The following is a 26,032-nucleotide window of genomic DNA, read 5'->3' as shown; positions in this document are numbered from 1 at the left end:
GGATCATCGATCCGAAATAGGAAGATCGGGACGCTTACGCAACGGCGGGGACGAGCCAGGGACGCCTTCCGGCGTCCTTTGCCTCGAATGCGCTGATGGTGTCCGCCTGTCCCAGCGTCAGCCCGATTTCGTCCAGACCGCCAAGCAGGCAGTGTTTGCGAAACGGGTCGATCTCGAACTGGAAGCGATCCTGGAACTGCGTCGTGACCGTCTGATGTTCCAGGTCGACATGGATGGGGTCGGTGCGGGCAACATCCATCAACCGGTCGATTGCCTCCTGCGGCAGGACCACCGTCAAAATGCCGTTCTTGAATGCGTTGCCGGAGAAAATATCGGAGAAGCTGGGCGCGATCACGACCTTGATGCCCAGGTCGGCGAGCGCCCAGGCGGCATGTTCGCGGCTGGACCCGCACCCGAAATTGTCGCCCGCGATCAGGATCGGGCTGCCCGCATATTCAGGATCATCGAAGACATTGCCCGGCTCCTTGCGCAACACCTCGAAAGCGCCCCTGCCCAGGCCCGCCCGCGAAATGGTCTTGAGCCAATGCGCCGGGATGACGATGTCGGTGTCGACATTCTTCATCCCGAACGGATAGGCCCGGCCGTCGACGATCGTCAGCTTTTCCATCAATCCGCCTGTTTGCTCGCCGGGCGCGGCGTATCTTCCGCGCGTCCCAGGGTCGCCGCCATGGCGGCACTCGCCAGCGCGCCCAGCGCCAGCAGCCAGAATACCTTCTTCATGCGACCGCCTCTCCCCTTTTTTCACTCATCAGTTCGCGTACGTCCGTGAGATGTCCGGTGACGGCGGCGGCAGCGGCCATGACGGGCGAGACGAGATGCGTCCGCGACCCCGGCCCCTGCCGACCCATGAAATTGCGATTGCTGGTGGAGGCGCAGCGCTCCCCGGCCGGCACCTTGTCCGGGTTCATGCCAAGGCAAGCGGAGCAGCCCGGCTCCCGCCATTCGAACCCGGCCTCGGTGAATATGCGGTCGAGACCTTCGGCCTCCGCCTGACGCTTGACCAGCCCGGAGCCGGGAACCACCATCGCATGCTTGATGCCGCTGGCGATGCGGCGCCCCTTGAGCAGGTCCGCTGCGGCGCGCAGATCCTCGATACGGCTGTTGGTGCAACTGCCGATGAAGACATGCTCGATCGCGACATCTTCCATCCGCTGTCCGGCGGAAAGGCCCATATAATCAAGCGATTTCTGCGCGGCCGCCCGCTTGGACGCGTCCACGAAACTCTCCGGATCGGGCACCACGCCGGTCACCGGCACGACATCCTCCGGGCTGGTGCCCCAGGTGACGTTCGGCACGATGTCGGCGGCATCGATGACGACGCTCTTGTCGAATACGGCGCCTTCATCGGTCGCCAGCGTCTTCCAATAGGCGACGGCAGCATCCCAGTCGGCACCTTTGGGCGCCAGCGGCCGGCCCTTCAGATAGGCAAAGGTCTTTTCATCGGGCGCGAACAGGCCGGATCGCGCGCCGGCCTCGATCGACATGTTGGCGACGGTCAGCCGTCCCTCGATCGACATGTCGCGGAACACCGATCCGCGATATTCCATGACATAGCCGGTGCCGCCGGCAGTCCCGATCCGCCCGCAAATAGCCAGCGCAACGTCCTTGGGCGTGACGCCATAGCCCAACTCGCCCTCGACGACGACTTCCATCGTCTTCGACTGCTTGAGCAGCAGCGTCTGGGTGGCCAGCACATGTTCCACCTCCGACGTGCCGATCCCGAAGGCCAGCGCGCCCAGCGCACCGTGCGAGCTGGTGTGGCTGTCACCGCAGACCAGGGTGGTGCCAGGCAGGGTGAAGCCCTGTTCCGGCCCGACGACATGGACGATGCCCTGTTCGGGATCCGCGTCGCCGATCAGGCGGACGCCGAATTCCGGGGCGTTCCGTTCCAGCGCCGCCAACTGCTGCGCGCTTTCCGGATCGGCAATGGGAATGCGGTGGCCCGCCGCGTCGCGTCGCGCTGTGGTGGGCAGATTGTGATCCGGCACCGCCAGCGTCAGGTCAGGCCGCCGCACCTTGCGACCGGCAAGCCGAAGCCCCTCGAACGCCTGGGGACTCGTCACCTCATGCACGAGATGGCGATCGATATAGATCAGGCAGGTTCCATCGGGACGGCGTTCGACGACATGCGCGTCCCAAATCTTCTCGTAAAGGGTGCTGGGCTTGACCATAATGATTTCCCCTAGACCCAGACAGGGGAAGGGAAAAGGGTAAAAGCAGCCAATTTTTGCTGTTGTGGGAGATAATCGGCCGCGCCCTGCGTCCAGCCCGGCTCTCGGCCAGTCGCAGCTCAGGCGGCGCGATGGTCCGCCACGATGCGCCCGGCCGCTCCAAGCTCCGCTTCATGGCTTTCCTCGCGCCATGTTTCGGCAAGCGCCGCGCTTTCCCATTCCCGCATGGCGGGCAGCGCCAGCATATGCCCGACCCAGCCCAGCGCCGTCTGGCCGATGTTGAGGCCATAGGTCCGCACCCGAAAAGCGACCGGCGCATAAAAGGCGTCAACGGCTGTAAAGGCGGGTCCTGCCAGGAATGGTCCGCCGAAACGGGACAGTCCTTCCTCCCACAATTCGGTCAGCCGGGCGATGTTGCGGTTCAGTGCGGGCGAAGGCAAATGCGGCTCCACTCGCACGCCGACATTCATCGGGCAATCATTGCGCAGGGTGGCGAAGCCGCCATGCATTTCCGCCACGGCCGATTGCGCCCAGGCCCTCGCCGCCTCCTGCCTTGGCCAGACCTCCGCATGCCTGTCCGCCAGGTAAAGGGTGATGCCCAGCGAATCCCACACCGTCCTGTCCCCATCGATCAGGACCGGCACCTGGCCCGTGGGAGAAAATTCACGGAAAGCGACGTAGTTTTCGGCAGCGGCAAAAGGCTCCATCCGGTCGCTGAAGGGAATGGCCAGCGCCTTCATCAGCACCCAGGGGCGCAGCGACCAGCTCGAATAATTCCGGTTGGCGGTGACAAGGGTGTAGGGCATTGGCTCCTCCGGTGAACGTGGAACCGCAATAGCCCCGCCCGCCCGAATGCGAAACCCGGAACCGGCGAGGGTTTCACAAGCTGGCCATATAAAAAAACGACCCGGAGCACGAAGCTCCGGGTCGTCAAGTCCTTCCACCCTGATCGCGGGAACTGCACCCCCGCGACCCGGAGCGTTCAGCAGCCTTCAGGCTGCAAACTGATTCATCGTGTTGTGGGTGCCGCCCGCCTTCAGCGCCGCTTCACCCGCGAAATATTCCTTATGGTCGTCGCCAATGTCCGAACCGGCCATGTTCTGGTGCTTGACGCAGGCGATACCCTGGCGGATTTCCTTGCGCTGGACGCCTTCGACATAGCCCAGCATTCCTGCCTCACCGAAATATTCCCTGGCAAGATTGTCGGTCGACAGAGCGGCAGTGTGATAGGTTGGCAGGGTGATGAGGTGATGGAAGATGCCGGCCCGCGCCGCCGCATCCCTCTGGAAGGTGCGGATCTTCTCATCAGCCTCACGGCCCAGCTCCGTCGCGTCATAATCGGCGCTCATCAGCTTCGCGCGATCATAGGCGCTGACATCCTTGTCCTGCGCGGTCCATGCGTCGAACACCTGCTGGCGGAAGTTCAGCGTCCAGTTGAACGACGGCGAGTTGTTGTAGACCAGCTTCGCATTCGGCACGACCTGGCGGATGCGGTCGACCATACCCGCGATCTGTTCGACATGCGGCTTTTCCGTCTCGATCCACAGCAGGTCCGCCCCGTTCTGGAGCGAGGTGATGCAGTCGAGGACGACGCGATCCTCTCCGGTGCCCGAGCGGAACTGGAACAGGTTGGACGGCAGCCGCTTCGGACGGAACAGCTTGCCGCCGCGGGCCAGGACGACATCGCCGCGCAGCGTGTTGATGTCCGTGACCTCCTCGACATCGAGGAAGCTGTTATACTGGTCGCCCAGGTCGCCATCTTCCTTGCTGTAGGCGATCTGCTTGGTGAGGCCGGCGCCCAGCGAGTCGGTGCGGGCGACGATGATGCCGTCGTCGATCCCCAGCTCCAGGAAGGCGTAGCGGACCGCGCGGATCTTCGCGAGGAAGTCCTCATGCGGCACCGTGACCTTGCCGTCCTGGTGGCCGCACTGCTTTTCGTCCGAGACCTGGTTCTCGATCTGGATGCAGCAGGCGCCCGCCTCGATGAACTTCCTGGCCAGCAGATAGGTCGCCTCGGCATTGCCGAAGCCGGCGTCTATGTCCGCGATGATCGGGACGATGTGGGTCTCGTAATTGTCGATGTCGTGGCTGATCTTCTGCGCCCTGACTTCGTCGCCGGCTTCGCGGGCGGCATCGAGGTCGCGGAACATCATGCCCAATTCGCGGGCGTCGGCCTGGCGCAGGAAGGTGTAGAGTTCCTCGATCAGCGCGGGGACGCTGGTCTTCTCATGCATCGACTGGTCGGGCAGCGGCCCGAATTCGCTGCGCAGCGCCGCGACCATCCAGCCGGAAAGATAGAGATATCTGCCCTTGGTCGTGCCGAAATGCTTCTTGATGCTGATCATCTTCTGCTGACCGATGAACCCGTGCCAGCAGCCGAGCGACTGGGTGTAGTTCGCCGGATCCGCATCATAGGCAGCCATGTCGCGGCGCATGATTCCGGCGGTGTAGCGGGCGATGTCGAGGCCGGTGTGGAAGCGGTTCTGGAGACGCATCCGGGCGACCGATTCGGCCGCGATGCCGTCCCAATGGCCCTGACCCCCGATGATGGTGCCTGCCTTCGTGATTTCCTGCTGATAGGTCATGACTGCTCGATCCCATGAATGTGGCGGTGAATTGATGGCGTTTTCCTAGAAGCGATTTTGCGGGTGCGGCAGGGGGCGCGAAGTTCAGTTGTAGAACTTTACAAGATTTGCGTGTAAAGTTGTAAGGGCTGCACAGGAGCGCTTCACCAATGGCCAAGGATCGTCCGGTTTACATGGGCCCGCGCTTGCGCAGGTTGCGGCGCGAGCTGGGCCTGACGCAGGCCGACATGGCCGAGGATCTGGAGATTTCCGCCAGCTATGTGGCCTTGCTGGAGCGCAACCAGCGGCCGCTGACCGCCGACATGCTGCTGCGCCTCGCCCGCACCTACAAGATGGACATGAGCGAGCTGGCGGGCGACGGCGGCGCGGAGCAGACGGCGCGGTTGCAGGCCGTATTGAAGGATCCGATGTTCGCGGACATCGACCTGCCGGTGCTGGCGACCGGGGATGTCGCGGTCAACTATCCTGGGATCACGGAGGCTTTGCTGCGGCTGCACACGGCCTATCGCGAGGAGCAGCTGGCCCTGGCCGATCGAGGCCTGGAAGGCGGCATGGAGCGGGAGGAGGCGACGGAAGCGGCCGATCCGGTGGCCGAATCGCGACGCTTCCTGGGCGCGCGGCGGAACAGCTTTCCCCTGCTGGACGATGCGGGGGAAAAGCTGGCCCAGGAAATCGAGACGGCGGGCAGCCTTTCAGCATGGCTGAAGGCGAAGCACAACCTGCGCGTCCGGCGCCTGCCGCCCGACGTCATGGCGGGATCGATGCGGCGGCTGGACCGGCATCGCGACGCGGTGCTGCTGGACGACGCGCTGGATGGCGCGAGCACCCAGTTCCAACTGGCGCTGCAGGTCGCCTATCTGGAAATGCGCCGCGATTTCGACGCGCTGCTGAAGGACGGCCAGTTCGCCGGCGAAAGCGGGCGGCGGCTGACGCGACGGGCGCTCGCCAGCTATGGCGCGGCGGCGATCCTGATGCCCTATACCGCCTTTGCGCGGGCGGTGGAGGCGCGGCGTTATGATGTCGAGGCGCTGGCCCGGCAGTTCGGCACCAGCTTCGAACAGACGGCCCATCGCCTGACGACCTTGCAAAAGCCGGGTCAGGAGCGCGTCCCCTTCTTCTTCCTGCGCGTCGATCATGCGGGCAATGTCAGCAAAAGGCTGGACGGCGCGGGCTTTCCCTTCGCCCGCCATGGCGGCTCCTGCCCGCTCTGGTCGGTGCACCACGCGTTCGAGCGTCCTCGGGAAGTGCTCACCCAATGGCTGGAACTGCCGGACGGGCAACGTTTCTTTTCGATCGCACGCACGGTGACGGCGGGCGGCGGCGGTTGGGGCGCGCCGAAGATCGAGCGGGCGATCGCGCTATGCTGCGCGGCGGAGCACGCGCATCGGCTGATCTACACCGCGGGCGAGGCCGCAGCCGAACCGACGCCGATCGGCGTCACCTGCCGCCTGTGCCATCGCAGCCAGTGCATGGCCCGATCCGCGCCGCCGATCGGGCGCGACATGCTGCCGGAGGATTTCCGGCGGACCCATGCGCCCTTCGGCTTCGCGGCGGGGTGAGGCGGGAGGAAATCAGCCCTCCAGAAGATCGAGATAGGCGACGACATCATTGTCGGTGGCCAGGAACAGGCCGTCCTGCACGTCCTCCGGCTGCTGCCCGGCTATGCGCATGGCTTCGTTCAGCGGGCCGTAGAACAGGGTCGTCGCCCCGCCCCCGCCATCGGCATCGCTGAGATGATAGAGTCGAACGGTGGCTGAACCATAGGTGCTGCGCATGGGGCGGTTATCGGCGCGGGCGCGCCCGCTTGCAAGCCCGGTGCAGGAGGGATCACGCCATCCTGCCCCCCCATGCCGACGGCCGGCGGCCGGTTCCTTCAGCGCCGATCCGTCACCTTGATCCCGTTCGCCAGGCGGTTCGCGCCGATTTTCACTGCATCGTCGGTGAAATTGGCGACGAAGCTGCTGTTGCGCTGCAATCCGGGCACGAAGGAGGCGCTGTTGTTCGAGATGGAAAGGTTGCTGCTGTTCTGTTCCCGTCCCTCCGGCGCGACGGTGATGAAGGCGCTGTAATTGTCCTTGTCGCGGCCCTGCACCATCGCATTGCCGCTGATCGTGCCGCTGGCCCCGTTGGAGAGGTCGATCATGTAGTTGGTGAGGCGCCCGCCGCTGTCGTCGAAGCTGTTGTCGGTGATGGTGACCCGCGGCGTGCGGGTTTTCAGATAATGGCCGCCATCGCCCTGGTCGAACCGGGAATGGGTGACCGACAGGCTGCCATAGCGCCCCGCATAAATGCCGTGAGCGCAGGCGAGGTCGCGGTCGCAGCGCCCCAGATGACGGAAGGTCGACCTGTCGATGCTGATCCTGTTGCCGGGCGCGTCGCCGGTCAAAATACCTTCCTCGCTGTTGCGGAACAGGCTGTTGGTGACGGTCAGGTCGCCGCTTTCCAGCCGGATGCCCGCCCCATTGCCGTCCGGGACGCGCAGATTCTGGAAGATGAGGCCGTCGATGCTGCTCGACCGGCCGCGCAGGACCAGGGCCGCCTTCTGTTCGCAGGCGACGCCGTCGAATATGGCGGTGCCGGGCTTCTGCGCGCGGATGGTGACGTCGCCGCCCTGCTGTACCGCGCATTGCGCATAGCTGCCCGGCGCCACCAGAACCGTGCCGCGGCCATCGCCGATCGCCCTGATCGCGTCGCCCAGCGACGCATAGCTTCGCCCGCTTTCCGCCACGGTGAAGGGCGAAGTGACGCCCTGGGCCAGCGCCGTGGCCGTGACGGCGGCGGAGATGAGCAGGATTGTCGAGAAGAGGCGCATATCCGAGGATATAGAATGATGCGCGCGCCGGGCCAATGCGAAGTCATGGTTAACAAAATCCTGTACCGCTATGGGACAGGGGCAAACCTGGCTGCATCAGAGCGATTTCCAAGCGATCGGAACCGATCGCTAAGGCAGCGGCGGCAAAATCACGCCTGGCCGGAACTGAAGCAGCGGGTCGCGTGATGGTGGTTGGCGCGGGCGCCGTTGCGGGTTAAGCCCTGTCTGTACATGTTGTCCCTCCTTCCTCACCGGCTTCTTGCCCGATCACCGCTTGGCGGGCTGGTCATGATGGCCATGATGTTGGGAAGCTGTTCGGACGAGGGCAGCGGTCCGGTGACGGTCAGCGTGATCGGCGACCCCGCGGATTTCGCCAAGCCGCTGGAAAATCTGCCCGATCCCGGATCGAAGCTGTTCCTGGAAACCACCGCGCAGGGGCTGGTGGCATTCGACGCCGACGGGGAAATATTGCCCGCCCTGGCCCAGCGCTGGATCGTCGAGGACGATGGCCGCAGCTACATCTTCCGTTTGCGCCGGGCGTTCTGGCCGGACGGGCGCAAGGTGCTGGCGAAGGATGTCGGACGGCTGCTGATGGCGCGGATAGAGGCGCTGCGGCGGCTGGACCCCGCCGGGCCGCTGGATGCGGTGAGGGACGTCGTCGCCATGACGGGCGAGGTGATCGAGATCAGGCTGGCCGCGCCGCGCCCCTATGTGCTGCAGATGCTGGCCCAGCCCCAGATGGCGATCCTGTCGCGGGAGGGCGGGACCGGCCCCTATCGTCGTGAGGAGCGGGATGGTGTCCGCGCCGGGGCGCTGGTGCTGACCCCGGTGGAACGGGTCACGAATGAATCCGGCGATGAATTGCCCATACCCCCCTGGCAGACCCGGATCGTACGGGCCGAACGCGCGGCGCTCGCCATCACCCGATTTCAGCAGGACAAGGCCGATCTGGTCCTGGGCGGCCGTTTTTCCGACCTGCCGCTGCTGGTGCCCGCCGGTGTCGACCGCGACGATGTGCGGATCGACCCGGTGCAGGGCTTGCTGGGGCTGGCGATGATGAAACAGGACGGCGCCAACGGCAAACTGCTGGAGGACGACGGCGTGCGGCGGGCGATCAGCATGGCGATCGACCGCAGCCGCCTGCCGGTGCTGTTCCCCGTGGGCGGCTGGGCGACGACAGAGCAGATCGTGCCCGGTCAGTTCGACCTGCCCGGACCGCCGGCCGTGCCGGATTGGTCCGGCCTGCCGATGGAGGATCGCTGGGCGCAGGGACAGGCCATCATGAAACGATGGCGCAGCGATAATGGCGACCCCCCGACGCTGCGCGTGGCGCTGCCCGCCGGGCCGGGCTCCACCCTTCTCTTCGGCTTGGTGCGGCATGATCTGGGCATGATCGGGCTGGCGGTCGAGCGGGTCGACATGGCGGCCGATGCCGATCTGCGGCTGGTCGATGAAGTTGCCGCCTATGACAGCGCGATCTGGTATCTGGGCCGCATCGGCTGCGCGCGGAAGGTGCATTGTTCGGCAGAGGCGGAGGCGCAATTGCAGGCGGCAAGCCTTGCCAGCAGCCTGGACGAGCGCATGGCGCGGGTGGCGCAGGCGGAGGCGCTGATGCAGGCGCATAACGGCTTCATCGCCCTGGGCGCGCCGGTGCGCTGGTCGCTGGTGGCGCAGCGGCTGACCGGCTTCATGCCGTCCCCTCGCGCGCGGCACCCATTGAACCATCTGTTCAGGAGCACCAACTAGGACTTCAGGAAGCCGGGTGCCTGGAGGACAGTGGATGGCGATTTCGCAGGAACAGTTCGATCGGATCGTGCGCGACATGCCCGGATTCGGCCGTGATCCGGCGTCCGTGCGGCGGCGGATCGAGATGATGGAGGCGGTGCTGGAGGGGCTGTTCGTGCTGCCCGGCACCAACCGCAGGGTCGGGCTGGACAGCCTGGTCGGGCTGATCCCCGTGGTGGGCGATCTGGCGACGGCGGCGATGGGCGCATGGATCGTGTGGGAAGCCCGGAACCTGGGCATGTCGAAATGGCAGCTTACACGCATGGCCGCCAATGTCGGCTTCGACACGGTGATCGGCGCCATTCCCTTCGCCGGGGATATTTTCGATTTCTTCTACAAATCCAACAGCAAGAACCTGCGGATCATCCGCAGGCATCTGGACCGGCATCATCCATCGACGGTGATCGTCGAAGGCTAATCCTTATGTACCTCGGCCTGGGGGTCGAGGTCGAGGATCAGGCCGGGGCGCCGCGCCGGAACGGGCGGAGTGCGCCGGGGATTGGGGATGTTCGGTCCGGGCGAGATGCGCAGCGCCGCCCGGTCGTCCGCCCCGCCCTGATGAGCCGGGCAGCGGGCGAATTCCAGCGTCCGGTCCAGGCACAGCCACAGCTCGTTCAGGCCATTGTCCCGCGTGATCGTGACGCGCATCATGTCGGCGCGCATCCCCTTGTTGGCGGCGGCGAAGGCCTGGGCGAACTGCGCGACCGTCAGCGTCTTGCGACGGGCAAGCGCGGCCATGTCGGGATAGCGGATCGACTGGTAGAGGGCGCGGGAGAGGTTGAAATAAAGCTCCGGCTTCGTCGTCATGCAGGTGCCGTGCTTGGCCCATTCATGCTGGAGCAGCTGGGCGGACGGCGTGGAGCAGAGGTTCTGCCGGATGACCGGGCGCGGCAGCAGATCGGTGGCGCGGCAATATTGCGGCCAGTCCTTGCCGATGCCGTCCGGCCAGAGACCGTGCAGGGTGAAGCCGAAACGGCCGTTGCGGCCGCCGCACTGGAAGGCGTCGTCGCTGCCCTTCGCGCCCTTGCAATATTGCGGCGACCAGGTGAGCGCCAGCGTGTAGCCGCCAATCGGGAGCAGGCGGCGCGGCTGGTCGGCATTCGGCAGGTCGGGGCGCGGCCGGGGCATCTGGGCGGGCAGGCTGCACTGCGCCGACTGCGCCAGGGCGCCGGCCGGGGCCGCGAGCAGGAGCAATGGCAGCACCAGCCGCAGCAAGGGCGCGAACTCAGGCAAAGGCGAAATCCAGTCCGATGTCGGCGGCCGGGGCCGACTGCGTCAGGCGGCCGACGCTGATATAGGTGACGCCGGTTTCCGCCCGGGCGCGGATGGTGTCGAGCGTGACGCCGCCCGACGCTTCGGTGGGGACGCGCCCGCCGACCAGCGTGACGGCCCCGCGCAGGGTGGGCGCGTCCATATTGTCGAGCAGGAGGTGCGTGGCGCCCGCCGCGAGCGCCGGTTCGATCTGGTCGACACGGTCGACCTCCACGATGATGCTGGCGATCCCGGCGGCGGCGGCGCGGCGTACCGCTTCCTCGACCGATCCGGCGACCGCGACATGATTGTCCTTGATCATCGCCGCATCCCAAAGGCCCATGCGGTGATTGGTGGCGCCACCCATGCGCGTCGCATATTTCTCCAGCACGCGCAGGCCGGGAATGGTCTTGCGCGTGTCGAGCAGGGTCGCGCCCGTGCCCAGGATCGCGTCGACATAGGCGCGGGTCATCGTGGCGATGCCGGTCAGATGCTGCACGGTGTTGAGCGCGGACCGCTCGGCCGTGAGCATGGCGCGGGCCCGGCCGCGGATGCGCATGATGTCAGTGCCCGCCGCCACGCGGTCGCCGTCCTGCCGGAGCAGTTCGATCTCCGCATCGGGATCGAGCGCGCGGAAGAAGGCGGCGGCGATGGGCAGGCCGGCCAGCGTCACGGCATCGCGGCTGTCCATCACCCCCTCGAAGATCGCGTCGGCGGGGATCACCGCCTCGCTCGTGACGTCGCGGCCCTGCGGGCCAAGATCCTCCGCCAGGGTGGAGGCGACGAAGGCGTCGAGATCGAAGCCGGGAAGGGAAAAGCCGATGCTCTCCCCCAGCCCTTTCGCGATCATGTCCATCAGCGCGCGCCCAGGTCGCCCTGACCGACCGTGCCGCTTGCCATTTCCAGCATCCGGTCGAGGCTCTTCCTGGCGGCGAGGCGCAGCCCCTCCTCCATCTCGATCCGCGGCTGCAGGTCGCGCAGCGCGAGATAGAGTTTTTCCATCGTGTTGAGCGCCATATAGGGGCAGATGTTGCAGTTGCAGTTGCCGTCCGCGCCGGGTGCGCCGATGAAGGTCTTTTCCGGCACCGCCTTCTGCATCTGGTGGATGATATGCGGTTCGGTGGCGACGATCAGCGTGTCGCCGGGCATGGTCCTGGAGAATTCCAATATGCCGCTGGTCGACCCGATATAATCGGCATGGTCGACGATATGCGGCGGGCATTCCGGATGCGCCGCCACGGGCGCGCCGGGATGCTGGGCCTTGAGCTTCAGCAGTTCCGTCTCGCTGAACGCCTCATGCACGATGCAGACGCCCGGCCAGAGCAGCATGTCGCGGCCGAGCTTGCGCTTCAGATAGCCGCCCAGATGCTTGTCGGGGCCGAAGATGATCTTCTGCTCCTTCGGAATCTGCGCCAGGATCTTTTCTGCCGAGGAGGAGGTGACGATGATGTCGGAAAGCGCCTTCACCTCTGCCGAGCAGTTGATGTAGCTCAGGGCGATATGGTCGGGATGCGCCTCGCGGAACGCCTTGAACTGGGCGGGCGGGCAACTGTCCTCCAGGCTGCATCCCGCGTCCATGTCGGGCAGCACGACGATCTTTTCGGGTGAAAGGATCTTCGCCGTTTCCGCCATGAAGCGCACGCCGCAAAAGGCGATGACGTCCGCGTCCGTTTCCGCCGCCTTGCGCGAGAGTTCCAGGGAATCGCCCACGAAATCGGACAGGTCCTGGATTTCCGGCTTCTGATAATAATGGCCGAGGATGACGGCATTGCGTTCCTTGCGCAGCCGGTCGATCTCCGCGCGCAGGTCGATCCCCTGCGGGATTCCGGTGATGGCGTTCATGTCCCTACCCTGCTCCTTGAAGGGCCTTCATGCAGCGCCCCCTAACGGGCGTTGCGCCTGTTGGCCAGTACCTCGTTGATCGGCGTGGTCACGTCCCACCGTTCCCGGTCGCGGTTCGCGCGTTCCGGCGGAAAGGTCACGATCACCCGCGCATCGCCATAACCCAGCGCCCCCAGCGGCGCGCCGAGCAGCCTGCCGAGCGCGGCACGGCCATAATCGCGGGCCTGCGCCATGCGTTCGGGCGAGCGCGCCTCGCCTTGCGCGCGGGCCTGCGCATGGAGCGAGGTGCGGCGGCCGAGTTCCTCGCCCGCCTGCCGCGTCACGAACAGGCCGTTGGTTTCAACCAGCGTCCGGCGGCTTTCGTCGATATTGGGCCGCCCAGGCCTGACATCCGGCGCGTTGACGATGAGCGTCCGGCTGTTTGCGTTCCATTCCAGATCAGCGGCGTCGATGCCGCCCACGTCGATGAAATAATCGACCGAGAAGGGCATTTTCACCAGCTGATCGGACTTCAGCAGGCCGAAGCCGCGCACATCCTGCGCCGTGCTCTGGATCGTGCCGGACAGTTCCGACACCTTCAGGCTGGCGGCGCCGGCAAGCCGCCCGGCGATGATCCTGGTCACGGCTGAGCCGTCATCCTCCACGCTTACCACATAGTCGCGTTGATAGCGATGCCAGCCGACCAGCATGACCCCGCCCATGGCGAGCAGGACCAGCGCAGCGAGGACCGGCAAGGCCAGGCGTTTCAGCGCAACTGCCATCGTCCGTCCGCCGTCGCGGCGGCGATGCCGCGCCCGTCAAGGTCGATGAGATGCGCCAGCACCGAACGGCCCGCCGCGCTGTGAAGGCGCGGGTCGACGCCCTTGTACATCTCCAGCACCATGGCGGGGACTTCCGACGCGCCGTTGCGCTCCAGGAAGCGCACTATCTGGCCCTCGCGCTGCTTGCGGTGGCCCATCATGCCGCGCACCAGCCGCTGCGGACTGTCGACCGGATCGCCATGGGCCGGATAATAAATGGCGTCGTCACGGTCGAGCAGCCGCTGCATCGACGCCATATAGGCCGTCATGTCCCCGTCGGGCGGCGACACCACGCTGGTCGACCAGCCCATCACATGGTCGCCGGTGAAAAGAGCGCCTTCCTCCGGCAGGGCGAAGCAGAGATGGTTGGAGGTATGACCCGGCGTGGCGACGGCCATGAGCGTCCAGCCCATGCCGCCCACCCCCTGCCCATCGGCGAGCACGCGATCGGGCCGATAGGCGGCGTCGAAGGCGGCGTCGGCGCGGGGCCCGTCATCATCCATCGTCAGCGGCGCGCAGCCGATGACCGGGGCGCCGGTCAGCGCGCCGAGCGGCGCGGCGGCGGGACTGTGGTCGCGATGGGTGTGGGTGCAGAGGATCGCCCTGACCGGGCGCCCGCCAATCCCATCGACCAGCGCCGCCAGATGCGCCGCATCATCGGGGCCGGGATCGATCACCGCCACATCCTCCGCACCCACGATATAGGTCTGCGTGCCGGTATAGGTGAAGGGCGAGGGATTGGGCGCCAGCACGCGCCCCACCAGCGGGGAAAGCCGCATCAGCGCGCCTGTCGGCAGGTCGGCCAGGTCGAAGGGAGTTGCCATGTCGATTTCCATGTGCCCATTTTGGGGTGGTTTTCAAGGGCGGTCCCCCGCCCTGGAGCGGGTTCGATCTGACTGAAATCAGATCGCCGCTCTAGATTTCCTGTTTTTCGCGATTTCTTAACCAGCGATCGGTTCCGATCGCTTGGAAATCGCTCTAATGTGGACACCATGGCGGCTTGCGACGATCTTTGCGAACAATGGCGGCGGCATCTGGCGCTCGACCGGCGGCGATCGGTGCATACGGTGCGCGCCTATGTGGCGACCGCCGAACGCCTGCTGGCCTTTCTGGAGGAGCATCGCGGCGAAGCGGTCACGGCGACGATGCTGGCGGGCATCGGGCAGGCCGACCTGCGCGCTTTCCTGACGGTGCGGCGGATGGACGGCATCGGCAATGTCTCGGCCGCGCGGGAATTGTCGGCGGTGCGTGGTTTCCTGCGGTTCGTGGGTGGTGAGGATGCCCGCGTCCCGATGCTGAAGGGGCCGCGGGTGAAGCGCGGCCTGCCCCGCCCCATCTCGCCCGACGAGGCGGTGGCGCTGGCCGGGGACATTGCCGAAACCGCGCGGGAACCGTGGATCGGCGCGCGGGACTGGGCCGTGCTGCTGCTGCTCTATGGCGCGGGGCTGCGTATCGGGGAAGCGATGGGGCTGACCGGCGCTGTGCTGCCGCTGGGAGAAACGCTGCGGGTCACGGGGAAGCGGGGGAAGACGCGGATCGTGCCGCTATTGCCGCAGGTGCGCGAGGCGATGGAGGCTTATGTGGCGCTCTGCCCCTTTGCGCAGGAGAAGGATGGGCCGCTCTTTCGCGGTGCGCGGGGCGGGCCGCTTTCGCCGGCGCTGATCCGTCGCGCCGTGCAGGGCGCGAGGGGCCGGCTGGGCCTGTCGGACCGGACCACGCCGCATGCATTGCGCCACAGCTTCGCGACGCATCTGCTGGGGCGCGGTGCGGATCTGCGGTCGTTGCAGGAATTGCTGGGCCATGCCAGCCTGTCCTCGACCCAGATCTATACGCAGGTGGATGCCGCGCACCTGCTGGACATCTACCGCAATGCCCACCCCCGGGCATGAGGCCGCCGCGCCGTGATGGAGACGCGAGTGCTCCTGCGACCTGGCATATCCCGGATCAGCCCCTGGGCTTCCAGGTCGCCAGCCGCCAGAGATAGAAGAAGACCGCCCCCACCACGCAGGCCGTCGCCACTGGTCCCACATAGCGGTCGATGTCGCGGAAATTCTGACCCAATATGTAGCCCGCATAGGCAAGGATGATGTTCCAGATCAGCGCGCCGCCGCTGGTCCACAGCAGGAAGCGGACATGCCCCATGCGAAACAGGCCCGCCGGCAGCGATATCATCGTGCGGAAGACGGGCATGAAGCGGAAAACGAACACGACGATCTGCCCATATTTGCCGAAAATATGGTCGAGTGCCTCGACATCCTTCCATTCCAGCGTCGCCCAGCGGCCATAGCGGTCGACGATCGGCTTCAACCGGGCAAAGCCCAGGACATGGCCGACCAGATACCAGAAATAATTGCCGATGGTGGTGCCCACGGTGCCCGCGAACAGCAGCCATTCCATCGCCATCCGGCCCTGGCCGACGCGGATGCCGCCGATGCCCATGATGAGTTCGGACGGGATCGGCGGGAAGATGTTTTCCAGCACCATCAGGGCGAATATGCCCCAATAGCCGCCCGCGTCGATCAGGCGGAGAACCCAGTCGGTCATGGCGCTGGACGATCGCTCAATCGGCGGCCCGCGCCGCCAGCCGGGCGTCGATGGCGTCCCAGATCATGCCGCCGGTGTCGGTGCCGTTGAAGGCGTCGATGGAAACGATGCCGGTGGGCGAGGTCACGTTGATTTCCGTCAGCCATTCGCCGCCGATCACGTCGATGCCGACGAACAGCAGGCCGCGCCGCTTGAGTTCCGGACCCAGCGCTTCGCAGATTTCCAGTTCCCGATCGGTCAGTTCCGTCTTCGCGGCCGAGCCGCCCACGGCGAGATTGGAGCGGATCTCGCCCGCGCCGGGAATGCGGTTGACCGCGCCCGCGACTTCGCCGTCGACCAGGACGATGCGCTTGTCGCCCTCCGCAACGCCGGGAATGAAGGCCTGGACCATGAAGGGTTCGACCCAGGAGGCGTTGAACAGTTCCACCAGCGCCGACAGATTCGCGCCGGACCGCCCGACATGGAAGACGGCGTTGCCCGCATTGCCGTAGAGCGGCTTCACCACCACCTCGCCATGCTGGGCGAGGAAGGACTTCACCTCCGCCAGGTCGCGGGTGATCATGGTCGGCGGCATGAACCGGGCATAATCCAGCACGAACAGCTTTTCCGGCGCATTGCGGACGGCGCCGGGGTCGTTCACCACCAGCGTCTCCTGCTGCACCCGCTCCAGAAGGTGCGTGGCGGTGATGTAGCTGAGATCGAAGGGCGGATCCTGCCGCATCAGGACGACGTCGACGTCACGGCCAAGGTCCAGCATCTCCGGCTCCCCGAAGGCGAAATGATCGCCCTGCACCTTCTGCACCCGGACCGGGCGCGCCCGCGCCAGCACGCGGCCCTCGCGATAGGTGAGGTCGGGGGCGAGATAATGATAGAGCCGGTGCCCGCGCGCCTGCCCGGCCAGCATGATGTGGAAGGTCGAATCGCCACCGATCCTGATCCCCTCCATCGGGTCCATCTGTACGGCGACGGTGAGCGGGTTGAGTGCGGTGGTCATCGACTTGTTTTCCTGCCGTTCGGGCTGAGCATGTCGAGGCCCGGCCCTTTTCCTGAAGAAACTTGAGGCCCCTCGACAAGCTCAGGGCGAACGGAACGGGAGGATCGGATTGCTCACCCCCCATGCCAGACATTGGCCAGATGGCGCGGCGGACGGCCCGGCGCAAGGAGGATCACGTCGATTCGCATGTCGTCGCCCGGTTTGGCGAGGCCGTGGAACAGGATTTCCGCCGCCGCCGCCGCCACTCGCGAAAGGCGCCGCTCGTCTATGGCGAGGTCGAGATCGGCGCCGCGCGCGCGAGCCTTCACCTCGACAAAGGCCAGCATGGCGCCGCGCCGGGCGACCAGGTCCACCTCCCCCGCGGGCGTGCGCATGCGGCGGCCGACGATCTGCCAGCCCTTGAGGCGCAGCCACCAGCCGGCGATGCGTTCCGCCTGCCGCCCGCGCTTTTCGGCGGCCAGCCGGGCGCCCGAAGGCTGCGTCTTCACGCCTTGAGTTCCAGGGCGCGGTCGTAAAGCGCGCGGCGGTCCAGTCCGAGCTTCTTGGCGACCTCGCCTGCCGCCTTGGAAACCGGAAGCCGCTCCATCGCCTCCAGCAAGGCCGCGTCGGCATCCTCGGCGCTGGCGGGCGGTGCCTCGCCCGGCGGGCCGACGATCACGACGATCTCCCCCTTTGGCGGGGCGTCGGCATAGCGGGCGGAAAGTTCCGTGAGCGTGCCGGTCGCCGTCTCCTCGAACGCCTTGCTGATCTCTCGGGAGACGGCTGCGTCCCGGTCGCCCAGATGGGCGGCCATGGCGGCCAGGCTTTCCGACAGGCGCGGCCCGCTTTCATAGAAGACCAGCGTGGCGCGCAGGGCGGCGACTTCGTCCAGGGTGTCGCCGCGTGCCTTCTGCTTCGAGGGCAGGAAACCCATGAACAGGAAACGGTCGGTCGGCAGGCCCGACAAGGTCAGTGCGGCAATGACGGCGCTGGGGCCGGGGAGCGTCGTGATCCGGCGGCCCGCCGCCCGCGCATCGCGCACCAGCTTGTAACCGGGATCCGAGATCAGCGGCGTTCCCGCGTCGGAGAGCAGCGCCACCGATTCGCGCGCCATCCGATCGACCAGGCGCGCGCGCACCGCTTCGGCGCTGTGGTCGTGATAGGGGACCATCGGCCGGTCGGACCCGGCATGGCGCAGCAGGCGTGCGCTGACCCGTGTATCTTCCACGGCTATCACATCGGCCCGGCGCAGGACTTCCGCGGCGCGGGGGGTAAGGTCTCCGAGGTTGCCGATCGGCCCCGCAACGATGTAAAGCCCCGGTTCAAGCCCAGAAGCAAGATCAACAATATCAGTTTCCATAAGGACGCCAGATGACAGAGACGGATGCCCCCCGGCAAGCGGACTTGTTCGCCGTGATGAAAGGGGTGGGGATGAAAAGGGCCTGGCGGATCATGTTCGCCACGGCCGCGCTGCTGGTCGCCGCCTGTCAGTCGATCGTGCCCAAGGGCCCCGGCCCCGCCCAGCCCGGCGGCCCGGCGCAGACCGGCCCCGACGTCACCGAGGGCCTGCCCACCGACACGCTGCGCCACCGCGTCGCGCTGCTGGTGCCGATGAGCGGCCCCAATGCCGGTGTCGGCCAGTCGATCGCCAATGCGACCACCCTGGCGCTGCTGGACACAAAGGCGGACAAGGTCCGCATCACCACCTACGACACCGCCGCGGGCGCTGCGGCGGCGGTGAACAAGGCGCTGGCGGACGGCAACAGGCTGATCCTGGGGCCCTTGCTGGCGGAGGATGCGCGGATCGTCGGTCCGCTCGCGGCGCGGGCCAATGTGCCTGTGATCAGCTTTTCCAACGATACCAGCGTCGCCGGGAACGGCGTCTATATCATGGGCTACAACCCCAATCAGTCGATCGAGCGGGTGGTCGACTTCGCCAAGGGCAAGGGCCTGTCGAAATTCGCCGCGCTGGTGCCCAAGGGAACCTATGGCGAGCGGTCGGGCACGGCGCTGCTGCGCGCGGTCGAGAGCGCGGGCGGGACGGTCGTGTCGATGCAGACCTTCGACCGCAGCCCCGCCTCCATCACGGCGGCGGTCAGGAAATTGCAGGCTTCGTCCAGCTATGACGCGCTGCTGATCGCGGACAGCGGGCGGGTGGCGATGCAGGTCGCGCCGATCGTGCGGAAGAATGGCGGCGCGACGGCGCGGCTGCTGGGCACCGAATTGTGGAACACCGACAGCGGCCTGGCGTCCAGCCCGGTGCTGCGCGGCGCATGGTTCGCCAGCGTGTCGGATGGCCTCTACCGGCAGCTCGCGACCAAATATCGCGCGCGCTACGGCAATGCGCCGTTCCGGCTGTCGGCGCTCGGCTATGATGCGGTGCTGCTGACCGTGCGGATCGCGCGCGATTGGAAGCCCGGAACGCCCTTCCCGGCGGTACGGCTGCGCGATGCGGGGGGCTTTGCCGGGATCGACGGCGCGTTCCGCTTCGGCCGCGACGGCATTGCGGAGCGGGCGCTGGAAGTGTCCGAAATCGGTGCGGGAACCTTCACGGTGGTCGCGCCCGCACCCCGGACCTTTGGGGAATAGGACACGGCCTGTTCCTGCCGTCGCGGGAACAGGCGGCGAATAGCAGTCAGGATCTGGTCCGCCCCGTCGGCAGGACCAGCGGCCAGTCGCCGTTCGTTTCTATGCGAGCGGAAATGCCATACACCCTGGCGAGATTCCCCTCCGTCAGCACGTCCAGCGGCGCGCCGTCGGCCACCGGCGACCCGCGCTCCATCAGCACGAGCCGATCGCAATAGCGCGCCGCCATGCTGAGGTCGTGCAGCACGGCGACGACCAGCGACCCGGCCCGCGCCTCCGCCCGGAGCAGATCCATGACGTCGATCTGATGCCCCGGATCGAGCGCGGCCAGGGGTTCATCGGCAATCAGGGCAGGCGCGCCCACCGCCAGCGCGCGGGCCAGCAGCACGCGGGCGCGCTCGCCACCCGACAATTCGGTCGCCACCCTGCCTTTCAGATGCAGCACATCGGCCCGCGTCAAGGCGGCGTCGACATGCGCCTCATCCTGCGCGGAAAGGCGCGACAGCGGCCCCAGATGCGGCAATCGACCCAGCGCCACCAGCCGCTCCACCGCCAGCGGCCAGTGCAGCGTCTGTCCTTGCGGCAGATAGGCGATGCGCCGGGCGATCTCCCGCCGGCTGAGCCGCGCGCTGTCGTCGCCGTCGATCAGGACTGTCCCGCCCGACCGCCCGACCAGCCCCAGCAGCGCCCGGATCAGGGTGGACTTGCCAGCGCCATTGGGCCCGATGATGCCCACCAGCTCCCCCGGCTCCAGCAGGAGGTCGGCGTCGTTCACCGCCGGATGCCGGCCCAGCCTGACGGAAAGTCCCTGCGCGCGGATCGTCACCATAGCCGCCGCTCCCGCATCAGGTGCATCAGGAACACGGGAACGCCCAGCAACGCCGTCAGCACCCCCAGCTTGAGTTCGCTGCTGGTGGGTATCAGCCGCACGCCGATGTCCGCCAGCGTCAGCAGCACCGCGCCGCCCAGCATCGAGGGCAGCAGAATGGCGGAGGGCGAGCGGTCGGTCAGCGGTCGGACCAGATGCGGCACGATCAGGCCGACAAAGCCTATCGCCCCCGACACCGCCACGGCGCCGCCGACGCCTATGGCGACGCCCAGCATCAGGCGGATGCGCGCCCAGCGAAGATCGATGCCAAGCGCCTGCGCCCCATCCTCGCCCAGCGTCAGCGCGTCCAGCGTCCGCCCGTCGCCAAGCAGCAGCGCCGCGCCCACGGCGACGCAGGGCAGCGCGATCCAGACATGGCCATAGGCGCGGTTTTCCAGGCTGCCCATCAGCCAGCTCATGATCTCCATGGCGGCGAAGGGGTTGGGCGACAGGTTGAGCGACAGGCTGATCCCCGCCCCCGCGAGCGTCGCGATGGCGATGCCGGCGAGGATGAGCGTGAGCGGACTTTCCGCCGGGCCGGCGAGCAGGAACAGCGCGCCGATGCCGATCAGGCCGGTCATGATGGCGAGCGCGGGAAGCGCCAGCGGATGCGCCTGCGCCAGCCCGAAATAGAGCGCGCCGACAGCGCCGAACGCGGCGCAGTTGGACGCCCCCAAGACCGAGGGTTCGGCCAGCGGGTTGCGCAGATAGCCCTGGAGCGCAGCGCCCGCCAGGCCGAGCATCGCGCCGACGATCAGGCCCAGCAGCATGCGGGGCAGGCGCAGGTCGAGAAGGATGGCGCGGGCAACGTCGTCGCCGCCACCGCCGAGGACAGCGAGGATGCGGGCCGGAGAAAGCGGAACGGCGCCAAGCGCGAGGGAAGCCAGCGCGGCGAGCAGGGCCGATGCGATCAGCGCGGGGATGAGCAACGGGTGGCGGCGGGCGCTCATGGCTTGCGCGTTCCTCCCTGCTTGCTACAGCATCTGTCCAGGCGCTCCCTACTCCCGCGAGGGAGTGTGTCGAGGCACGATTTGTTGGGGCGCAGCACAGGGGCCACAGGGTGCGCAGAAGAATGATCCTTGCCGCATTTTGCGCCCTTTCGCTGACCGGTGCCGCGCCGGTTCCGCCAAAACGCATCGTGTCGCTTAACACCTGCGCCGACCAATATGTGCTCGCGCTGGCCGATCCGGCGCAGATCGCGGCGCTCAGCCCCTATGGACATGACCCGGAACTGTCGGCGGCGGTCGGCAAGGCCCGCGCCTTCCGCACCCTCAAACGCCCGTCCGAGGAAGTGCTGGCGCTTCGCCCCGACCTGCTGATCGGCTTTCCGTCGGGCGACAGCGTGGTCGGCGCGCCACCGGGCCGATGGCGGACCCTGGCACTGGCGAGCGCGGACAGCCATGCGATGATCCTGGCGCAGATCCGGCAAGTGGCGGCCGCGGTCGGCCATCCCGAACGGGGCGAGGCGATGATCGCCCGCATGGACCGGGATCTTGCCGCCCTGCCCCATCCGAAGCATCGCGGCGTCGCCGCCTATTATCAGCGGCGCGGCTATATGACCGGCACCGGCACGCTGGTCGACGACCTGATGCGGCGCGTGGGCCTGGTCAACCTGGCGGCCAGGCTGGGCAAGCCGGCACTGTCGCAGCTTTCGCTGGAGGAGATGATCGCCGCCCGCCCGGACTGGCTGATCGTCGAGGCGGGGAGCGAGAAGGTGGTCGATCAGGGGACGGAGATGCTGCACCATCCGATATTGCGCGCCATTCCGCGCATCCGCGTGCCGCAGGCGTGGACGGTGTGCGGCGGCCCCGCCTATGTCGACGCCGCAAGGAGCATCACGGCGCAGCTTGACGGCGCGGCGCAGATCAACGCCGCGCCACGCCCATAAGCCGTCAGAAGCGCACACGCACGCCGCCGAAGGCCGATCGCCCATAGGTGCCATAGCCATAGACCGTGGCGTATTTCGCATCGGTGACATTGTCGATGCGGCCATAGATTTCCAGCTTCTCCATGATCGGGAAAGACGCCCGGATGTTCGCTATCGCATAGCCGTCCAGCCGTACCAGATTGGTCGCGTCGTTGAAGCTGTCGCCCACCATCGTCACGGTGGCGCCGGTCGACAGGCCGAAGGGCCAGACATAATCCGCCGAAACGCTGACCGCGTCGGGGGCGCGGCGGGGCAGCCGGGCGCCGCTACTGCGGTCGCGCGCATCGACATGGCTGTAGGCGGCCGTGACGGTCAGCGCATCGACCGGCCTCAGCGTCAGCATCGCCTCCACCCCCTTGGCGCGGGTGCGGTCGAGATTATTATACCCGCCATAGAGGCCGATCGAATAATCATAGTTGATCTGGTTTCTGGTATCGCGGCGGAACGCCGTGACGGAGAGGATCGCCCGGTCGCCGTCGAGCCTCTGGTCAAAACCGATATCGTAGCTTTTCGACCGCTCGGGACGCAGGCCGGCATTGCCGACATCGGCGCCGTAAAGCTGGTAGAGCGACGGCGCCTTGAACCCCTCGCCATAGCTCATGCGGATATTGGTCGCGCCGGCATTGGGCGTGTAATTGGCGTTGGCGCCGAAGGTCGTCGCGCCGCCGAACTGGCTGTGATCGTCATGCCGCACGCCGCCGGTCAGCGACAGGCCGGCAAGGGGCTTGACGACGGCCAGCGCATAGACGCTGTCGATATCGGCCTTGTGGCGTTCGGTGGAACCGAAGCCGGAAAAGTCATAGTCGGGCCGCTCATGTTCATAGCCGAAGACCAGCTTCGCCTGATCCACCGGCTGGTAGATCCCTTCATATTCGAAGCGCAAATTGGTGCCGGAATAGGCATAAGGCCCGAAAGCAGACGTATAGTCGCGGTCGATGCGGAACCAGGTGACGGCCGCCCGATTGGTGAGCCTGCCGTCGAACAGCGCGAGGTTGAGGCCCGCATAGCCGACATATTGATCCGATTTCGAGGAGTCCGTGGTGCTGTCCACCACGCCATTGTCGGTATCCAGGTCGGCATGGATATAATAGCCGCGCAGGTCGAGGTTGAGGGTATCGGTGAAGGACAGCTTCAGCCTGGCATTGGCGGCGATATTCTCATAGCCGTCCCTTTCGGTGCCGCTGGCGGCGGAGGAAATGCCGTCGGTGTTGAAATAGGCGATGCCGACGCCGCCCGACGCGATGCCGCTGCCGCCCGAAACGTCCGCCTTCGCGTTCAGCGTATTGCTGTAGCCGTAATCGACGGAGGCATTGCCGGCAAAGCCGGTGCCGGGCGTTCCGGTCATGACGTTGACCACGCCGCCGATCGCCTGGCTGCCGTAGACGATCGAGTTGGAGCCGCGCAAAATCTCGATCCGCTGGATATTGCCGGTCAGCAGATTGCCGAAATCGTACATGTCGCCGATGCCGCTGGGGTCGTTGACCTTGACCCCGTCGATCAGCACCAGCGTCTGCGTCGTTTCCGCGCCGCGCAGCGAAACCCCGGTCACGCCGCCCAGGCTGCCGCTGCGGTTGAAGCGCACGCCCGGCGTGGTGGCCAGCAGGTCGACCACGCTGACGCTCTGGCGGGTGCGGATGGTGTCGGCGTCGATCACGGTGACGGCCTGGCCGACCTCGTCGCGCGGCTGTTCGATGCCCAGCGCGGTGACGATGATCTCATCCTCCGCCAGCGCAGGTGCGGCCGCGAGCAAGGCGGCGATGGAAACGGAAATCCTCAACATGTCTGTCTTCCCCCTGAGCGCGATGCAACATGGCTCAGGGCGTCCGCTCATGCGGCCGGACAGGGGAAAATGGCTGGCGCCCGCGCCCTCCCCCACACCGATGCGGCCCCGCGCCGCTTCGTCGCTCAGACGGAGAACACCGTGCCGTGGCCATACCCTGGACCAAGGCAAGAGCGACCATGCGCCGGCAGGTCTCCTGGCTCGCGGGTCAATGCGGCGATGCACGCCTTCCCGGACTTGCGTCCAGTGGCCGGCCCTGGGGGCCGAAGTGCATCGCGCTCACCGCTTACAGTTGCAGGGACAGCCGCGGATTGGGACGGCTTCCCGTCCGCACCGCATTCCCGTTTTCAGCCCTTCCGGGCACCGGCGCGATCTTCCTTGCGCGCAGGGGCTTTGCCCTGCCCGCGCCGGGCGCCATAAGGGAAAGCGGCGGCCATGCCAAGGGGCAGCCGCAGAAGGAGATTGCATGTCGTTCGCCATCAACGCCGCCGATGTCGAGGATGCGGCGCGGGTCATCGCCCCCGCCGCCATCCGCACCCCCCTGCTGGAAAATGCGGCGCTCAACGCCCGCTGCGGCCGGCGGGTGCTGGTGAAGTTCGAGGGCGCGCAGCACAGCGGATCGTTCAAGTTCCGCGGTGCCTACAACCGGCTGGCCCGGCTGGACGCCGGGGAGCGAAAGGCAGGCGTCGTCGCCTGGTCATCGGGCAATCACGCGCAGGGCGTCGCCTTTGCGGCGCGCTTGCTGGGGATCGCGGCGACGATCGTGATGCCGGCCGACGCGCCCGCGATCAAGACGGCGAACACGCGGGCGCTGGGCGCCGAAGTCGTTGCCTATGACCGCTTCACCGATAACCGGGAGGAGATCGCCACGCGGCTGGCGACCGAGAGGGGCGCGGTGCTGGTGCCGTCCTTCGACGATCCCTTCATCATGGCGGGCCAGGGCACGATCGGGCTGGAGATCATGGAGCAGGCCGCCGAAGCAGGCGCGAAGATCGGCCAGATCCTGGTCAATTGCGGCGGCGGCGGCATGGTGTCGGGGATCGCGACGGCGGTGAAGGCGCGCATGCCCGAGGTCAATATCCATGCGGTGGAACCGGAAGCGTTCGACGATACGGCGCGGTCCCTGGCCAGCGGCAAGCGGGAAAGCGTGTCGCCCGATGCGCGGTCGATCTGCGACGCACTGCTGTCTCCCACGCCGGGAGCGCTGACCTTTCCCATCAACCAGGCGCTGTTGTCCGGGGGCCTGGCGGTGAGCGACGATCAGGTGCGCGACGCGATGCGCTTTGCCTTTTCCGTGCTCAAGCTGGTGGTCGAGCCGGGCGGAGCCGCATCGCTGGCGGCCATGCTGGCCGGGATTGCTCCGCCTGCCGATGGGGCCGGCGTCGTGGTGCTTTCAGGCAGCAATGTCGATCCCGACAGCTATGCCCGGATCATAGGCGGCGGCGCATGATGCGGCTGATGGGGGCAGTGCTGGCTGGCGGGCGGTCCAGCCGGTTCGGCAGCGACAAGGCGCAGGCGATGCTGGAGGGGCGCACCCTGCTGGACCATGCGGTGGAGGCGCTGGGCCGCCATGTCGAAACCGTCGTGGTCTGCGGCCGGCAGGTGGAGGGCATGATCGGGCTGGCGGATCGGCCCGCCGCGGACATGGGGCCGTTGGGCGGCCTCAACGCGGCGCTGCATCATGCCCTGGCGCAGGGTTATGACGCCGTGCTGACGACCGGGTGCGACGTGCCCGCCTATCCGGACGGCCTGGCGCAGGCCCTGATCGGCCCTGAACCCGCCATCCTCAAGGGGCAGCAACTGGCCGGATTCTGGCCCGCTTCGCTGGCGGGCGAACTGGATGCCCATCTGGCGGAGGACAATAACAGATCGATCCGGGGCTGGCTGGAGCGGGTCGGCGCCCGGATCGTCGACCGGCCCGAATTCGTGCTGCCCAACATCAACCGGCCGGAGGATCTGCAGGCCCTCGCAAAGGACAGTCGATGAATGGAGTGCTTCCGCGAACGCACTTGAACGAGGCAAGCCGCGAGAGCGCCCCGTACCGACTTTGAACGGGCCTCCCGCCTTCGCGGGAGCATGCTGCGCTG

26 protein-coding genes and 1 riboswitch are annotated in these 26,032 nt (G+C 66.9%); of the genes, 8 read left to right on the top strand and 18 right to left on the bottom strand.

The genetic code is table 11. From position 1 onward, the window contains the following. Nucleotides 1–34: 34 nt before the first annotated feature. The 4 genes from leuD to MRBLMC3_RS21690 all read right to left on the bottom strand — a co-directional run bounded on the left by leuD (nt 35) and on the right by MRBLMC3_RS21690 (nt 4,777). Nucleotides 35–628, bottom strand: a complete 594-nt coding sequence (gene leuD / locus MRBLMC3_RS21705) for a 3-isopropylmalate dehydratase small subunit (RefSeq protein WP_363832268.1) — start codon at nt 626–628, stop codon at nt 35–37. 109 nt (nt 629–737) lie between these two features. After that, the gene (leuC, locus tag MRBLMC3_RS21700) at nt 738–2,192 is read right to left on the bottom strand and encodes a 3-isopropylmalate dehydratase large subunit (protein WP_363832266.1); all 1,455 of its coding nucleotides are present in this window, start codon (nt 2,190–2,192) and stop codon (nt 738–740) included. Between the two features lie 119 nt (nt 2,193–2,311). Next, on the bottom strand, nt 2,312–2,998 hold the full coding sequence (locus MRBLMC3_RS21695; protein ID WP_363832263.1) for a glutathione S-transferase family protein: 687 nt from the start codon (nt 2,996–2,998) through the stop codon (nt 2,312–2,314). 186 nt (nt 2,999–3,184) lie between these two features. Continuing rightward, nucleotides 3,185–4,777, bottom strand: coding sequence for an isocitrate lyase (locus tag MRBLMC3_RS21690; protein ID WP_363739148.1), 1,593 nt, complete (start codon nt 4,775–4,777; stop codon nt 3,185–3,187). A 149-nt stretch (nt 4,778–4,926) separates the two neighbouring features. Here MRBLMC3_RS21690 and MRBLMC3_RS21685 point away from each other — a divergent pair, with 149 nt between their 5' ends. Continuing rightward, nucleotides 4,927–6,336: a helix-turn-helix domain-containing protein gene (locus MRBLMC3_RS21685; protein ID WP_363832260.1), complete on the top strand. Its 1,410-nt coding sequence runs from the start codon at nt 4,927–4,929 to the stop codon at nt 6,334–6,336. A 12-nt stretch (nt 6,337–6,348) separates the two neighbouring features. Here the strand turns inward: MRBLMC3_RS21685 and MRBLMC3_RS21680 are convergent, their stop codons facing one another. Together MRBLMC3_RS21680 and MRBLMC3_RS21675 are read right to left on the bottom strand one after the other, a co-directional pair. Then, entirely contained in the window at nt 6,349–6,552 is a 204-nt protein-coding gene (locus tag MRBLMC3_RS21680; RefSeq protein ID WP_133653675.1) for a hypothetical protein, read from the bottom strand. Nucleotides 6,553–6,650: 98 nt separating this feature from the next. Next, nucleotides 6,651–7,589, bottom strand: coding sequence for a right-handed parallel beta-helix repeat-containing protein (locus MRBLMC3_RS21675; protein WP_363832257.1), 939 nt, complete (start codon nt 7,587–7,589; stop codon nt 6,651–6,653). A 231-nt stretch (nt 7,590–7,820) separates the two neighbouring features. Here MRBLMC3_RS21675 and MRBLMC3_RS21670 point away from each other — a divergent pair, with 231 nt between their 5' ends. Continuing rightward, nucleotides 7,821–9,335: an ABC transporter substrate-binding protein gene (locus MRBLMC3_RS21670; RefSeq protein ID WP_414714676.1), complete on the top strand. Its 1,515-nt coding sequence runs from the start codon at nt 7,821–7,823 to the stop codon at nt 9,333–9,335. A 34-nt stretch (nt 9,336–9,369) separates the two neighbouring features. Beyond that, nucleotides 9,370–9,792 carry a DUF4112 domain-containing protein gene (locus MRBLMC3_RS21665; protein WP_363739142.1) on the top strand — a complete coding sequence of 141 codons (423 nt, stop codon included), beginning with the start codon at nt 9,370–9,372 and terminating at the stop codon, nt 9,790–9,792. Here the strand turns inward: MRBLMC3_RS21665 and MRBLMC3_RS21660 are convergent. The 5 genes from MRBLMC3_RS21660 to MRBLMC3_RS21640 are packed head-to-tail and all read right to left on the bottom strand — an operon-like array spanning nt 9,789 to nt 14,091. After that, nucleotides 9,789–10,589: a ribonuclease T2 family protein gene (locus MRBLMC3_RS21660; RefSeq protein ID WP_363832397.1), complete on the bottom strand. Its 801-nt coding sequence runs from the start codon at nt 10,587–10,589 to the stop codon at nt 9,789–9,791. The two genes, MRBLMC3_RS21665 and MRBLMC3_RS21660, sit on opposite strands and share 4 nt — an antisense overlap. 10 nt (nt 10,590–10,599) lie before the next feature. After that, nucleotides 10,600–11,448 (bottom strand): carboxylating nicotinate-nucleotide diphosphorylase, encoded by an 849-nt coding sequence (gene nadC / locus MRBLMC3_RS21655; protein WP_363832394.1) that lies wholly within the window; start codon nt 11,446–11,448, stop codon nt 10,600–10,602. A gap of 32 nt (nt 11,449–11,480) precedes the next feature. Continuing rightward, nucleotides 11,481–12,467, bottom strand: coding sequence for a quinolinate synthase NadA (gene nadA / locus MRBLMC3_RS21650; RefSeq protein WP_363832255.1), 987 nt, complete (start codon nt 12,465–12,467; stop codon nt 11,481–11,483). A gap of 41 nt (nt 12,468–12,508) precedes the next feature. Continuing rightward, complete coding sequence (locus MRBLMC3_RS21645) at nt 12,509–13,228, bottom strand: DUF4230 domain-containing protein (RefSeq protein WP_363832252.1); 720 nt, start codon at nt 13,226–13,228, stop codon at nt 12,509–12,511. Next, nucleotides 13,213–14,091 carry an MBL fold metallo-hydrolase gene (locus tag MRBLMC3_RS21640; protein ID WP_363832250.1) on the bottom strand — a complete coding sequence of 293 codons (879 nt, stop codon included), beginning with the start codon at nt 14,089–14,091 and terminating at the stop codon, nt 13,213–13,215. Before MRBLMC3_RS21640 ends, MRBLMC3_RS21645 begins: the two co-directional genes overlap by 16 nt. A gap of 168 nt (nt 14,092–14,259) precedes the next feature. Here MRBLMC3_RS21640 and MRBLMC3_RS21635 point away from each other — a divergent pair, with 168 nt between their 5' ends. Then, the gene (locus tag MRBLMC3_RS21635) at nt 14,260–15,156 is read left to right on the top strand and encodes a tyrosine recombinase XerC (RefSeq protein WP_363832392.1); all 897 of its coding nucleotides are present in this window, start codon (nt 14,260–14,262) and stop codon (nt 15,154–15,156) included. 55 nt (nt 15,157–15,211) lie between these two features. Here the strand turns inward: MRBLMC3_RS21635 and MRBLMC3_RS21630 are convergent, their stop codons facing one another. The 4 genes from MRBLMC3_RS21630 to rsmI all read right to left on the bottom strand — a co-directional run bounded on the left by MRBLMC3_RS21630 (nt 15,212) and on the right by rsmI (nt 18,144). Continuing rightward, entirely contained in the window at nt 15,212–15,811 is a 600-nt protein-coding gene (locus tag MRBLMC3_RS21630; RefSeq protein WP_363832247.1) for a DedA family protein, read from the bottom strand. Between the two features lie 16 nt (nt 15,812–15,827). After that, nucleotides 15,828–16,805: a glutathione synthase gene (gene gshB / locus MRBLMC3_RS21625; protein WP_363756637.1), complete on the bottom strand. Its 978-nt coding sequence runs from the start codon at nt 16,803–16,805 to the stop codon at nt 15,828–15,830. Between the two features lie 113 nt (nt 16,806–16,918). Next, nucleotides 16,919–17,293 (bottom strand): YraN family protein, encoded by a 375-nt coding sequence (locus MRBLMC3_RS21620; protein ID WP_363832244.1) that lies wholly within the window; start codon nt 17,291–17,293, stop codon nt 16,919–16,921. Beyond that, nucleotides 17,290–18,144: a 16S rRNA (cytidine(1402)-2'-O)-methyltransferase gene (gene rsmI, locus MRBLMC3_RS21615; protein ID WP_363832242.1), complete on the bottom strand. Its 855-nt coding sequence runs from the start codon at nt 18,142–18,144 to the stop codon at nt 17,290–17,292. Before rsmI ends, MRBLMC3_RS21620 begins: the two co-directional genes overlap by 4 nt. Before the next feature lie 11 nt (nt 18,145–18,155). Here rsmI and MRBLMC3_RS21610 point away from each other — a divergent pair, with 11 nt between their 5' ends. Next, the gene (locus MRBLMC3_RS21610) at nt 18,156–19,373 is read left to right on the top strand and encodes a penicillin-binding protein activator (RefSeq protein WP_414714675.1); all 1,218 of its coding nucleotides are present in this window, start codon (nt 18,156–18,158) and stop codon (nt 19,371–19,373) included. A gap of 46 nt (nt 19,374–19,419) precedes the next feature. Here MRBLMC3_RS21610 and MRBLMC3_RS21605 read toward each other — a convergent pair whose 3' ends face one another. After that, nucleotides 19,420–20,199 (bottom strand): ABC transporter ATP-binding protein, encoded by a 780-nt coding sequence (locus MRBLMC3_RS21605; protein ID WP_133653663.1) that lies wholly within the window; start codon nt 20,197–20,199, stop codon nt 19,420–19,422. Continuing rightward, nucleotides 20,193–21,188 (bottom strand): FecCD family ABC transporter permease, encoded by a 996-nt coding sequence (locus tag MRBLMC3_RS21600; protein ID WP_363832239.1) that lies wholly within the window; start codon nt 21,186–21,188, stop codon nt 20,193–20,195. The genes MRBLMC3_RS21605 and MRBLMC3_RS21600 overlap by 7 nt, the downstream gene beginning before the upstream one ends. 110 nt (nt 21,189–21,298) lie before the next feature. Here MRBLMC3_RS21600 and MRBLMC3_RS21595 point away from each other — a divergent pair, with 110 nt between their 5' ends. After that, entirely contained in the window at nt 21,299–22,126 is an 828-nt protein-coding gene (locus MRBLMC3_RS21595; RefSeq protein WP_363832236.1) for an ABC transporter substrate-binding protein, read from the top strand. Nucleotides 22,127–22,130: 4 nt separating this feature from the next. Here MRBLMC3_RS21595 and MRBLMC3_RS21590 read toward each other — a convergent pair whose 3' ends face one another. Next, nucleotides 22,131–23,945 (bottom strand): TonB-dependent receptor plug domain-containing protein, encoded by a 1,815-nt coding sequence (locus MRBLMC3_RS21590; protein WP_363832234.1) that lies wholly within the window; start codon nt 23,943–23,945, stop codon nt 22,131–22,133. 169 nt (nt 23,946–24,114) lie between these two features. Beyond that, a riboswitch (cobalamin riboswitch) is annotated at nt 24,115–24,328 on the bottom strand. 83 nt (nt 24,329–24,411) lie between these two features. Between MRBLMC3_RS21590 and MRBLMC3_RS21585 the strand changes: the two genes are divergently transcribed. After that, entirely contained in the window at nt 24,412–25,395 is a 984-nt protein-coding gene (locus tag MRBLMC3_RS21585) for a threonine ammonia-lyase (RefSeq protein WP_363832231.1), read from the top strand. Next, complete coding sequence (mobA, locus tag MRBLMC3_RS21580; protein WP_363832387.1) at nt 25,395–25,931, top strand: molybdenum cofactor guanylyltransferase; 537 nt, start codon at nt 25,395–25,397, stop codon at nt 25,929–25,931. The genes MRBLMC3_RS21585 and mobA overlap by 1 nt, the downstream gene beginning before the upstream one ends. Nucleotides 25,932–26,032 lie beyond the last annotated feature (101 nt).

This window comes from Sphingobium sp. LMC3-1-1.1 (genome assembly GCF_040676285.1).
Classification (GTDB): Bacteria; Pseudomonadota; Alphaproteobacteria; order Sphingomonadales; family Sphingomonadaceae; genus Sphingobium.
Note: the sequence above shows the minus strand (reverse complement) of the source record. Positions and strands in the feature narration are given on the sequence as shown.